General features: G+C 46.4%; 11 protein-coding genes. 4 read left to right on the top strand and 7 right to left on the bottom strand.

What is annotated here, in order from left to right:
• The first annotated feature begins 67 nt into the window (after nt 1-67).
• The 4 genes from WDY75_RS10825 to WDY75_RS10810 are packed head-to-tail and all read left to right on the top strand — an operon-like array spanning nt 68 to nt 5112.
• Nucleotides 68-1177: a glycosyltransferase family 2 protein gene (locus WDY75_RS10825; RefSeq protein WP_063480098.1), complete on the top strand. Its 1110-nt coding sequence runs from the start codon at nt 68-70 to the stop codon at nt 1175-1177.
• Complete coding sequence (locus WDY75_RS10820) at nt 1177-2775, top strand: glycosyltransferase family 2 protein (RefSeq protein WP_063480099.1); 1599 nt, start codon at nt 1177-1179, stop codon at nt 2773-2775. Before WDY75_RS10825 ends, WDY75_RS10820 begins: the two co-directional genes overlap by 1 nt.
• Nucleotides 2776-2803: 28 nt before the next feature.
• Nucleotides 2804-3661 carry a hypothetical protein gene (locus WDY75_RS10815; protein ID WP_063480100.1) on the top strand — a complete coding sequence of 286 codons (858 nt, stop codon included), beginning with the start codon at nt 2804-2806 and terminating at the stop codon, nt 3659-3661.
• Between the two features lie 5 nt (nt 3662-3666).
• Nucleotides 3667-5112, top strand: coding sequence for a methyltransferase domain-containing protein (locus tag WDY75_RS10810; RefSeq protein WP_063480101.1), 1446 nt, complete (start codon nt 3667-3669; stop codon nt 5110-5112).
• Nucleotides 5113-5224: 112 nt separating this feature from the next.
• Here WDY75_RS10810 and WDY75_RS10805 read toward each other — a convergent pair whose 3' ends face one another.
• The 7 genes from WDY75_RS10805 to WDY75_RS10775 all read right to left on the bottom strand — a co-directional run bounded on the left by WDY75_RS10805 (nt 5225) and on the right by WDY75_RS10775 (nt 12659).
• Nucleotides 5225-7360: a hypothetical protein gene (locus WDY75_RS10805; RefSeq protein WP_063480102.1), complete on the bottom strand. Its 2136-nt coding sequence runs from the start codon at nt 7358-7360 to the stop codon at nt 5225-5227.
• 136 nt (nt 7361-7496) lie between these two features.
• Nucleotides 7497-8081, bottom strand: a complete 585-nt coding sequence (gene pgsA / locus WDY75_RS10800) for a CDP-diacylglycerol--glycerol-3-phosphate 3-phosphatidyltransferase (RefSeq protein ID WP_063480103.1) — start codon at nt 8079-8081, stop codon at nt 7497-7499.
• A 42-nt stretch (nt 8082-8123) separates the two neighbouring features.
• On the bottom strand, nt 8124-8549 hold the full coding sequence (gene fosB / locus WDY75_RS10795; RefSeq protein ID WP_063480104.1) for a metallothiol transferase FosB: 426 nt from the start codon (nt 8547-8549) through the stop codon (nt 8124-8126).
• 147 nt (nt 8550-8696) lie between these two features.
• Nucleotides 8697-9209 (bottom strand): 8-oxo-dGTP diphosphatase, encoded by a 513-nt coding sequence (locus WDY75_RS10790; protein WP_063480105.1) that lies wholly within the window; start codon nt 9207-9209, stop codon nt 8697-8699.
• Nucleotides 9210-9382: 173 nt separating this feature from the next.
• On the bottom strand, nt 9383-10036 hold the full coding sequence (locus tag WDY75_RS10785; RefSeq protein WP_063480106.1) for a bifunctional 4-hydroxy-2-oxoglutarate aldolase/2-dehydro-3-deoxy-phosphogluconate aldolase: 654 nt from the start codon (nt 10034-10036) through the stop codon (nt 9383-9385).
• A gap of 11 nt (nt 10037-10047) precedes the next feature.
• Nucleotides 10048-11007, bottom strand: a complete 960-nt coding sequence (locus WDY75_RS10780; RefSeq protein ID WP_231888202.1) for a sugar kinase — start codon at nt 11005-11007, stop codon at nt 10048-10050.
• A 149-nt stretch (nt 11008-11156) separates the two neighbouring features.
• Nucleotides 11157-12659 (bottom strand): tripartite tricarboxylate transporter permease, encoded by a 1503-nt coding sequence (locus WDY75_RS10775; protein ID WP_036641832.1) that lies wholly within the window; start codon nt 12657-12659, stop codon nt 11157-11159.
• Nucleotides 12660-12669: the final 10 nt, after the last annotated feature.

Here is a 12669-nt window from a genome sequence, read left to right as displayed (position 1 = left end):
CATAAGCTGACTTGAATATATATCTATCATATTTGGTTTGAATCCATTCTATGTGGAGGTAATCTCATTGATCTCAATCAGTTTATGCATGATCGTAAAAAACGAAGAGCTTGTCATTAACCGTTGTCTGTCCTGTGTTGCCGACATTGTGGATGAGATAATCATCGTAGATACTGGCTCTACGGATCGTACAAAGGCCATCGTTCAATCTTACACTGAGTCTGTCTATGATTTTGAATGGATCGATGATTTCTCCGCGGCACGAAATTATGCATTTAGCAAAGCTTCCAAAGACTATATCCTGTGGCTGGATGCAGACGATGTACTGCTGGAACAAGACCAGCATAAACTAAGAGCTCTCAAGGAAACACTTTCCCCCGACACCGACTCTGTCACCATGCTCTATCATTTAAGCTCCGATGAATATGGTAATGTCACTTTCAGCCTGCGTCGCAACCGCTTGGTCAAACGAAGCAAGTCCTTCCGGTGGATCGGGCCTGTCCATGAATATCTGGAAGTCTATGGAAATGTTATAAACAGCGACGTTGCGGTTACACACTTAAGCCTGAATCATGATCCCGATAGCGGCCGGAATTTAAAAATTTACGAGAAACGTGAAGCTGCCGGTGAATCGTTCCCGCCACGGGATTTATTTTATTATGCCAATGAATTAAAGGATCACCGCCAGTTCGAGAAATCCATTAATTACTATGAACAGTTTTTACATACCGGAAAAGGATGGATAGAAGATATTCTTACGGCGTGCAGCAGGCTGGCCGATTGCTATCACGAGTTAGGAAATGAGCAAGCCGCATTTGAATCCTCTATCAGATCCCTTCAGTTTGCGGCACCCCGGGCAGAATTCTGCTGCCGGATTGGTTATCGTTTCTTGGAATTAAACAACTACAATACAGCAATCTACTGGTATAAACTAGCGACTGAGCTTAAATTGCCCGCGGATTATATGGGGTTTCACAATCCTTCCTTCTCCACGTGGCTGCCTCATCTGCAATTGGCGGTTTGTTATGACCGGATCGGGGAACATGTGCTGGCCAATCAGCATAATGAAACCGCACTTACTTATCGTCCCGGCGATGAAACGATGCTGGCAAACCAGGCATACTTCCGCACCAAGTTAAAAGAACTTCAGGATGAAGGTGAAAGGCAGGGTGTCTGATGACCAAGGAGCGCATTCGTGTTCTGATTGGCAGTCCCATACGGCAGAAACCGGAAATACTGGACCGATTTCTAACTTCGCTGCTTCGATTGGAGCAGGACCCTATGGAGATAACCTACTTTTTTATCGATGACAATCAGGAGGAGCAATCCAGCGTCCTATTGAGCGAATTTATCCGAAAAGCTAACCATGTCATAATCCACAACATTCATAGACAGGACGACTATATCCGCAACGAGACAACTCATTATTGGAATGAGCAGTTGATATGGAAAGTAGCCGACTATAAGAACAAGATCATTCAATACGCTATCGATTTACAATACGACTATTTATTCCTCGTTGATTCGGATCTGCTGCTGGACCCTCACACATTAAACCATCTCATTGCGGCCGATAAAGATATCATCTCGGAAATCTTCTGGACACGCTGGCAGCCCGAATCAAGGCCTCATCCCCAAGTGTGGCTTAAAGATGAATATACGCAGTGGGAACAGGCCAGAGGTGAAATCCTGGATGAAGCTCAAAAAGAAGAGCGTTATCAGCGATTTGTCAGCCAATTGATTGAACCGGGGATATATGAAGTCGGCGGGCTCGGAGCCTGCACCTTAATCAGCCGTCGGGCTCTTATCCGCGGTGCGAACTTCAAGCCGATCTACAACTTATCCTTCTGGGGGGAAGACCGGCATTTCAGCATTCGTGCAGCCGCACTTGGCTTTACCCTGTATGTGGACACTCATTACCCGGCCTATCATATATACCGCGACAGTGACCTTCATAATGCCCAGCTGTTTCTGCAAGCAACGGATGCCAATTCCTCCATCCCCGAGGTTACACTAAGCCAATTAGAAAAACATGATGAAGAGAGTCTAGGTCGGGTTACCCAAGTAAACCGCTCAGCACGCCCGTCCCTCACCCTGACGATGGTGCTTAAAAATGAAGCCAATCGCTATTTACGCCAAGCACTCGAAAGACATCGCAGTTATATCGATCAAGCTGTTATCATCGATGATGGCAGTACTGACCATACCATCGATTTATGTTTGAAGGCACTGAAAGGGGTTCCGATACGGCTGATCAGCAATACGGAATCCCTGTTTCATAATGAAATCGAACTTCGAAAGCAGCAATGGCGTGAAACCCTGAATATCCACCCCGAGTGGATTCTGAATCTGGATGCAGACGAGTGGTTTGAATCTTCCTTTGCCGATGAGCTTCCCTCCATGCTTCAACAGAAGGAAGTCGACTTATATTGCTTCAGGCTATATGACTTCTGGAGCGAGACCCATTACAGGGATGATGAATACTGGAGCTCGCATAAGTATTATCGTCCTTTTCTCCTTCGTTACCAGCCTGATATGATCTACTTCTGGAAGGAATCCGCACAGCATTGTGGCAGGTTCCCGGTCAATGTATTCGATCTCCCGCATCACCTGTCATCTATCCGACTGAAGCATTATGGATGGGCCAAACCGGAACACAGGCTAGAGAAATATAAGCGCTACTCACAGCTTGATCCTGAAGCGCAATTCGGCTGGAGGGAACAGTACGAATCCATTCTGGATGATTCACCTTCTCTGGTTGAATGGGAGGAATAAAACTAACTAATGTGAGGAAGCGAAGGTAATGAGAATAATTCATACACTGCCATTATTCATTCGGGAAGATTCACGGGAGGAAGATTTGCATATGGCTGGCTTGGCATTAAGCAGTCTGCAAAACTCCAAAGACCATAATACGGTACTGTTCAACCAAGGGTGTCTTACAAACGAAGAGCTTCAGGACTGGCTGCTAACTCAAGGCATATCGTGCGTCATTCAGGGAGAGGGAGTCAATATAGGGATCGCAGCCGCTAGACAAGCATGTTTTGAGTTCATATGGGAGCACTTTCCTGAAACGGAGTACATCTCCGAGATTCATGTTGATATGATTCTCCCTACCGGCTGGTACGAACCGCTTCTCCGTTACCTGGCATATACGGGAGAGCCCATGGTTTCTCCCGGTATCGTGACATCAAGCGGAGAACTGCAGCCGCTGAAGGAGTTCATTCAACTACCAGAGACACCGGAACACCTGATGACTGCGCTCCAGCAGCTCTCAAGAGAAGGGACGGCATATGGATTCGTGCATCCGGTCGTTCATAATGCGGAGATCCTGCGCCGAATCGGCGGTTATGATACCCGTTTTCTACCCGGAAAGCAGGGATACGAGGATGACAGTCTGCTTCTGGGGATGCGCTATTATATGGGCATTCGTTCGGAGTGGAGGCCCAAATGCTGCTTGGAATCGTGGGTATACCATGCAACGATGGCACAGCGCATGTCACTTCAGGACAAACATATTGATTTCTCCATCAACGAAGAAGGCTTGTTTCATCAGTATGGAGCATATGGGTTACGGGAATTGGCTGAAATCCACAGGGACTCGCAAGGCTTCCTCCAACTGTTTCATAAATATACACCTAGCCGTAAAAGGGGGGATTGAATAACATGTTAAGGGATGAGCCGCAGAAGCTGGTTTGGGATCAGTTATGGTCTCGTGAAGTGTCATACCACTGGGATTCATTAAGCCAAACGATATACGACAAGATTATCGACATTTCCGGGGGCATTCAAGGAAAACGCATGGTAGAGGCTGGCTCCGGCTCTGGGAAAATCTCGCTTCGTCTGGCCGCTGAGGAAGCAGAGGTTACCCTGGTCGATTATTCGAAGAATGCACTTTATAACAGCCGCAGCGCCTTCTATAGAGCCAAAGTACCGGGCACCTTCATCCTCTCCGATATTAGAGAAATGCAGCTTCCCGACCACCAATTTGATCTGACCTGGAACGCTGGCGTGCTTGAACATTTTGATGAAGATGAGCAAGTAACGATTCTACGGGAGATGATACGGGTCACCAAGCCGGGAGGGACCGTTCTTGTCATTACTCCATTTGCAGAATGCTTGCCCTACCGCGCCGGTAAAGAAGCCGCAGAGCAGCTCGGCACCTGGATGTATGGAACAGAGTATCCTATCTTCTCACTGAAGGATTCATTTGAGCGGAGCGGAATAGCGCTGATTGAAGAGAGCAGCATCGGCTTTTTAAACAGTCTGGATTTTCTTGATTTCATCCAGGATTCTCAAACCGTTAAGCATTGGCTCACGAAGTGGTATCATGGCTTGACGAAGGAAGAAAAGTGCAATGTGCCGGGGTACCTCCTCGTAAGCGTTGGAGTGGTGGGAACCGTGCCAGGTAAAGCCATGTCTTCATTACACCCTTCGCCTGAAACCCAATTATCGCCAGAGGATAAACTTTCCCGTGCTCAGACCATTATCTCCTCCTATCATGCCAAACGGGAGAAAAGCCACTATCTATCCGCCTACAAGGAAGAAGAATCCACCTACTGGTTCCCTCTGCTTGCGATACTTGATTCATTGTTAGTGGCACGAGGTACCAAGGTACTGGACATTGGCGCAGCTTACGGTACACTCTTGATGTACAGCGTCCTGTCGGGAGCCAAGGCATACGGTCTGGATATGATTCCGGATTACTGGTCCGAAGAGTTGGAACAGGATTATGGTGTACGATGGAATCTATGCAATATTGAAGCTGAGGAGATCCCGGGAAAAGAACAATTCGATGTTATTCTGTTCACCGAGATTCTTGAACATATGAATTACAATCCCCTTCCAGTCCTGCGTAAAATAAAGGACAGACTCACTCCCGGCGGAAGCCTGCTCATCTCTACGCCGTGGAAACGTCACTTTGCTCCCAATCAGTACGATCCGGATCTTCTGGATATGCCGTACTATCAGCCTGGTGACGGATTCATAGATGCGGAGATTAAATATTATACGATCGATGAAATGTATGCCCTAGCAGAGAACACAGCGTTTCAAGTGAAATCATTCGAAGTATACAACGGACATCTGCTCGCCTGGTTTGTAAACAAATAACGCTTTACTGTATGAAGCTTCTGATTCCAATCAACTCAAAAAACAATTGATTCTCTTTTGGACAAACAGCAGCCCGGCTCTGGGTAGAGCCGGGCTGCTGCTATCAATCTCTCTATTTAACAGACACGGTAATGGTTACGGATTTGGAATTGTACTGCCCTTTAATCCGCGCAGTTCCTTTGGAGACCGCTTCAATCCGTCCGTTTGTCACTTTGGCAACGCTAGATTTACTGGTCGTCCAAACCGCGCTGTCACCCACACTTGTCTTGGCTCCAGTATCAAATTCTGCTGTCACCGTAACGGTTTTGACATCTCCCGGCTTCAGATCCAGCCTCTTGTCACTTGCGGTCAATTTGGTCAACTTCGGCACAACGTTGACTTTCACCTTAACTTCTTTGCCCTGGTAGGAGCCCGTAATTGTAGCTGTGCCTTCGGCAACGGCTTTAACGGAAGTTTTCGATACCGTCACAAGAGCGGTGTCCGAAGTACTCCAATTCATCTTGGATGATAGGGAAACCGCCTTACCATTGCTGTAGTAACCTGTGACTTTAATCGATTTGGATTTCTTGATATTAAGCTCGATATTCTCAGGCTCCACCACGATTTTTACAACTTCCTGTTCAACGATGACGGGAATTTTTACCTCTTTATTCAGATACGTTCCCTTCAGCGTTGTCGAACCTTTGGTAAGTCCCTTAAGCGTACCATCCTTGATGACAGCTGCGGAGCCAGTCAGTGACCATTCAACCAAGGACGTCACATCCTTCTCTTCGCCATCCTCAAGCACAGCATTGACCTTCGGAAGTGTATTGCTTCTACCCATAACCAGTTGATATTCTTCTACATCAGACAGCAGAACCAGCACTTTCTCATTAACGGTAACAGGCACTGATGCTACTTCTCTGGACCCAATCTTACCGGTGATTGTTGCTGTACCGGCTTCGATGGCTTTGATTTTGCCATCTTCGGTGGTTACGACCTTCTCATCACTGGAGGTCCAGGTTACTGCGCTGCTGAAATCCTGTTCCTCATCGTCCAGAAGCGTTCCTGTCACCTTAGGGAAGGATTTGGATTCGTCTTTCAGCACTTCTACCTTCGAATCGGCTACTTCAAACTTCGTAACCGTTGGATACACTTTCACCGTAAATTCTTTACTGATTCCAAGATGACTTACCTTAATGGTGGAGGTTCCTGAAGATCTGGCTGTAATTACGCCTCCGTTAACGGATACGGCAAGCGGATTCGAAGATGTCCATTCACCCGTGACATCAACGGATTGCGAGGCAGCGTTTCTAACCTTTGCCTTAACCGTAATGGAATCATTCATAAACAGGACCGGATTCTTCACAAAATCCGTTTGATCTAGGATCAAAGCCTCGTATGGATTGCGCACATACACATCCAATTTAGCTGTTGAGCCCAGGTAGCCTACACTGATTGTAGATTTACCCAACGCTACGGGTTTAAGCTTGCCATCTTCTATTGTAGCTACAGAAGTGTTGGAGGATTTCAGTTCTACCTTGTCCGTTACATCCGTACCGGCATCGGTCTCCGATTGTTTAGCTAAAACTTTAAGCTCTACAGGTGCATCGCCAACTAACAGCTCCTGATCCTCACCTGGTACGATAGCAAGCTTTTGGTAAGGTGCAACAACCTTGATCGAATACGAAGCTTTAAGCCCTTTGTATTCCGCAGTAATGGTTACGCTGCCCAGACCTACAAGCGTCAGCTCGCCTTTGCTTACTTTTACTACACTATCATCGGATGTCGTCCACTTTGCTTCCGTGGTTACATCGTTCGTTCCGTCAGCCAACGCTTTAACGGTTAAACCTTCCGTTCCAAGCTTATGCTCTACTTTGTCCGGCTGATCCAGCTTCAGATCATCAATGGCAAATTTGACGTCAACATCAATCGTCTTGATAGCGCCTTTATATTTTGCCGTAATTCTTGCCGTACCTTTCTCCAGTGGAAGAATGAGTCCACCATCAACCTTTACGATCCTTGTGTTGGACGAAGTCCATGTCGATTCATTGGTTACATCCTTCTTCGTAGTTGAACCTTCAATGTTGGCCAATACTCGAAGTTGCTCCGTTGTTTCATTAACGGTTAAGTAAATCTTGCTCTCGTTCGTATCAAATTCAATCGACGTTACGTCCCCGGAGGCGGCGAATACGCTGGTTGGAAAAACCATCGCCAACATCATCACAACGACTAGAAAGATCTTCGTTGTCTTTCTGTTTAAGCTCATTTATTTCTCTCCTTTGTACCTTCTGTCTCGCAGGTATTTTTACCAATCTATCTGTTATATCGACAGTCCCGGTTTAAATCGTTACCTTCCAGAAATAAATTGGGCACAAAGTAGGATATATACCAGTGTCTAAGATTCAGTTCAATTTGATGAGTCTGTAATTGTTCAGCAAATAATGGATGCCGGAATAGATCGTCAAGCCAGCAGCAGCAAGCATTAACCATTCATCAACCTGGATCAGGGTTACGAATTGGAACGGATAGTTATCGAGCAATACAGCTGCGATGGCAACAACCTGAAGCACCATTTTTAATTTACCAAGCTTGTCAGCCGATAAGGCAATGCCCTGCTCCGAAGCTACCATCCTGAGCCCCGTAATAACAAATTCCCGCGCGATGATGACAACGGCTATCCACGTCGCAACCATACCGGATTGAACCATCATGATTAAGGCAACCGATATGAGCAGCTTATCTGCGAGCGGGTCCAGCAGCTTCCCCAAATTCGTGATTTGATTGTATTTCCTGGCGATGTAACCATCCAGCTTGTCTGTAGCCGAAGCAAGAATAAATACAGCTAATGCTATGTAACGTCCATCCTCTTGTATAAATCCGAAAAAACGATGGTTCTCTGTCAACCATAGTGGGTACTCCGTAAAAAAAAGAATAAATAACGGAATCAACAATATCCTGGCTATCGTTATTTTGTTCGCAAGATTCACCGGCTCATCTCCTTCATCCGCAATTGGATTCTTCCTTCGCGTTTATTCGGTTTCGTAAAAGGTCATGTGATCCTTATCCGCCCTGTAATAATCCAGTCTGTCTTGCAAACCGCCTGTATGGAACTCAAACATATGACCATCCGGATCCAGAAAATAAATCGACTTCTTGTCCTTCTCATCCCTTGACCTACCCGGCAGAATCTCCACCTGGAGCGCCTCAAGCCGGAGAAGTGTCGGTTCATAATCATGTTCTTCCATCGAAAAAGCAATATGGGTATACGTTCTATTCGCGGTGCTTCTGTCGACATCTTCTTCATTTAAAGCAATCCACAATCCGTTCAAATCGAAATAGGCAAGCTTCCTTCCCTTAACCAGAAGTTTGGCCTCAAACACGTCCCTGTAAAAAGCGATGGACCGTTCCAATTCCGAAACAGAAAAGCACAGATGGTTAATGACTTGCAGGTTCATGGTTATGCGACCCCATTTCAGATAGAAGATTCTATAATATCCATCCAGTAGATGAAGCGGTTGACGTATCTTCTCGTACTCAGTCTCAATATGCCGATTAAACCAGTAAGCATGATACGGCCTAAGGCCGGCTTTGTTTGTCCTTCGCTAATCTGCGAAACCTGCCAATTGAGGCAATCTGGCCGGATACTGCTTAACCGTCTCTTCCAGAACAATCCCCGTCTTCTCATCCCATATCTCGCTTAATTCAAATGTGCCTTTTTCAAAAAACAAGGGAAACCGACGCTTAAACCAATTCTGCATGGGCAATTTCAATGCCTCTTCCAGGTCCACCCATACCAGCTCCCCTTCGGGAGGATTCTCCAGCAATTCCCCTTCAAAGGAAGTGGCTAAATAATTAAACACCATGTACCGCAGACCTGTATTGGGTTCACACGATTCCTCGAGGCCCTTATAGATGATGTCCTTCACAATCAAACCGGTTTCTTCCCGAACCTCCCGAATCGCTCCGTTCACAATGCTTTCCGGAAAATCCACTTTGCCGCCGGGCGCAATATAACCGGGAAATCCCTTGGCATCCGGTCTATTCATCAGCAGGATTCTGCTTCCGTCTTGTATCATGCACATGGTGTACAACTTCACTTCGGTCTGCAACCTCATCCCTCATTCCTCATTCGTACGGTTCTACGTGGTTATAGTATACAACCGGAAGCTGTTCATTGAAATTCTTCATTTATATCTTCCAGCAGAAATCCACACGAAATGGGAAATCAAGCACCAAAAAAACGAGCAGCTTCGCACATCTGCTCGTTCATATGATTTCATGATAGCCACTACCTAATCATTTGCATTCTCGCTCTTGTCACACTGGATGTGAATTGCCGTGCAAGCGCAGTTAATTCATCCCAAGACTCATTTTCGATGAGTGCCGGTTTCATCAGTGATCCGCCGATACCGGCTGCAACGGCGCCGGCCCGGATGTAATCCTCAATGTTATCCAGATCGACCCCGCCTGTCGGCATCATTTTAATATGGCCTAACGGTCCGCTAACATCTTTAATAAATTTAGGACCTAGTACGGATGCTGGGAATAATTTGACAACATCTGCACCCCATTCCTGTGCTTGCAGCATCTCCGTTGGAGTAAAGACGCCCGGAATCGCAATTTTACCGTAGCGCTTGGCTGCCTTGATGGTCCCTTCGTTTAAGGTTGGAGCAAAAATGAATTCGGCTCCGGCCTGAATCGCCGATCCCGCTGCTTCTGCGTCCAATACGGTTCCGGCTCCTATTACAGCCTGATCCCCATATTTCTTCTTGGCATCTCGTATAACTTGCAAAACATTTGGAGAGTCCATCGTCATTTCAATTCCGGTAACCCCGCCTTCTACAAGCGAGGAAATAACATGCATTACTTTATCCTCGTCCACACGCCGTACAACCGCAATTATGCCGGAATGTAAAAGCTTCTTGAGTTGATCCTGTCCCATCCTGTCACTCCCTATCTCAAAATATCACGCTGATTCATGCTGAAGCTTTCAATAGAGGCACGGTCCGGAAGCCCTTCCACATCACCTTTTACCGTTACTACCATGGCGCCAATAATGGCCCCAAGCTCAACCGCTTCCTTAAGAGGCTTCTGCTCAAGCAGGCCGACCAACAAGCCCGCAGCAAAACCGTCACCTGCACCGACCGGGTCCGTCACCCGTTCTACCTTGTGGCTCGGGCAGAATCCCGCTCCCTCATCCACTGATTCGTAATAAGTGCCGGAGCTTCCATTCTTGATGACCATCTTGGACACTCCTGCTTGTAAAAAATAGTCGGCGATTTGCTTATAATCACTTGTTCCAATTAAAAACTCCGCTTCATCTACACCCGGCATGAAAATATCAGCCTGTCTGGCAATATCCAGCACGATTTCCTTCGCATTCGGTACATGCTTCATTAATTTAAAGCGAAGATTCGGATCGAATGAGAGTTGGATTCCGTTCTCTTTAGCCATACGAATCGCTTCAAAAACGATATCCAGACAGCTTTCGCTCAGAAATGGAGTGATCCCCGTCAGGTGGATCATTTTTGCCTGCCTTACGTAATTCCAATCGATATCCTCTTTCTTCATGCGGCTGGCAGCAGATCCGCTGCGATAATAGTAGACCTGCGTGGAGCCTTCACGAATCTTTTCTTTGATGTAAAGTCCGGTTGGATAGTGACGATCATATCGAACGCATGAGGTATCCACACCTTCACCGCGTATCGAAGATACCAGATATTTTCCAAGCTCGTCATCCCCTACCTGGCTTATCCATCCGGCAGATCTCCCTAATCTGGCTACTCCAATCGCTACGTTGGACTCAGCCCCTCCATGGCGCTTGTTAAACTGGGAAGCATATCTTAAAGGGCCATCGACGGCTGCCTCAAATACGACCATGGTTTCACCAATAGTTACAAGTTCAGGATACACAATATAGACCTCCACTCCAGGTGATCATTTTTTTTTAAGATTATAGAATTTATAAGCTTTCTTGCTACACTGAACAATTCTATAATCGCAAGAAAACCTACCATTGAATCGCGGTCGCTCATCCTTGAATGGCCTCGTTAAAGGTTTTCTTATGCTGCGTTCACCTTTTTATTTTTCTTCAGCTTGCCCCATACGAGAGGCAGAATGAGCGACAAGACGGCAATAATAATAAATCCGAGTGCAATGGGTCTTTCAAGAAAGATACTGTAACTGCCTTCTGACATAACAAGCGAACGTCTGAATTCGCTTTCCGCCATAGGCCCCAGAATCAAGGCCAACACGATTGGCGATGCAGGAAAGCCGTACTTTTTCATAAAATATCCGATAATACCGGCAACAAGCATCGTAAACACGTCAAAAATATTGTTACTGATCGCATAAGCGCCGATTGTGGAAAGAATCAAAATTAAAGGTGCAAGCATTTTCTTCGGAACCAATAGAATTTTGACAAATAACCGGATACCGCTAATCCCAAATATCACCATAAGAATATTCGCAATAATCATTCCGGCAAACAACGTATACACTAGCTCACCACTGGTGGCAAATAACTGTGGCCCTGGCTGGATACCTTGAACTACAAGTGCTCCAAGCAGAATTGCCGCAACCGCATCCCCCGGAATTCCCAGTGTCAATAAAGGAATCATGGCACCACCCGTAACACCATTGTTAGCGGCCTCAGCTGAGACAATCCCTTTAGGATTCCCCTTACCATAAGTCTCTTTCTCTTCTTTTTTCAAAAAACGCTTTCCTTCATTATAAGAAACAAATGCGGCGATATCGGCCCCTGCGCCAGGTATAATCCCGATTATTGTTCCAATAAACCCGGATCGAATCATCGAGAACCAAAGCCTTTTCAATTCATTCCATTTAGGAAGGACATAATTGGCAATAATCTTCTTGATCTTGTCTCCCCCGCCAATCTCACCTTCCATAATGACCAAAGCTTCGGAAACGGCAAAAAGTCCAATCATAACGGGAATAAAGGAGAATCCGTTTAACAGAGAAAGCTGGTCGTACGTGAAACGAGGATAACTCGTCATCGGATCCATCCCAATCGTAGAAATCAGGATACCAAACACCCCTGCGATCAACCCTTTTAGAACAGAACCTCCCGATACACTGGAAATAATGCTGAGTCCAAACAAGGCAAGCCCAAACATTTCAGGAGCACTGAAATTTAATGCTACGCCGGCAAGTTGAGGAGCTATCAGAATCAGCATGAGAACACTAATTAACCCACCCACACCTGAAGCAATGGCTGCATACCCCAGAGCCTTACCTGCTTTACCTTGTTTCGTCATGGCATGTCCATCAAGCGCGGTCGCGGCTGACGCCGGCGTGCCAGGTGTATTCAATAGAATAGCTGCAATGGAGCCCCCATAAATGGAGCCGAAGTATACTCCGATCAACAGTAGAACCCCGGTTACAGCATCCATCCCAAATGTGACCGGAAGAAACAACGCAACCCCCATTGTGGCCGTAAGTCCTGGAAGGGCGCCGATGATGATTCCGATAATAACTCCACCAATTAATAGAAGAATCACTTCCGGCTGAAAGACATTCCCCAATCCTTGAAGCAGTAAATCCATACACCAAGCC

The sequence above is a fragment of the Paenibacillus glucanolyticus genome (assembly GCF_037333485.1).
Lineage (GTDB): Bacteria > Bacillota > Bacilli > Paenibacillales > Paenibacillaceae > Paenibacillus_AQ > Paenibacillus_AQ glucanolyticus.
Note: the sequence above shows the minus strand (reverse complement) of the source record. Positions and strands in the feature narration are given on the sequence as shown.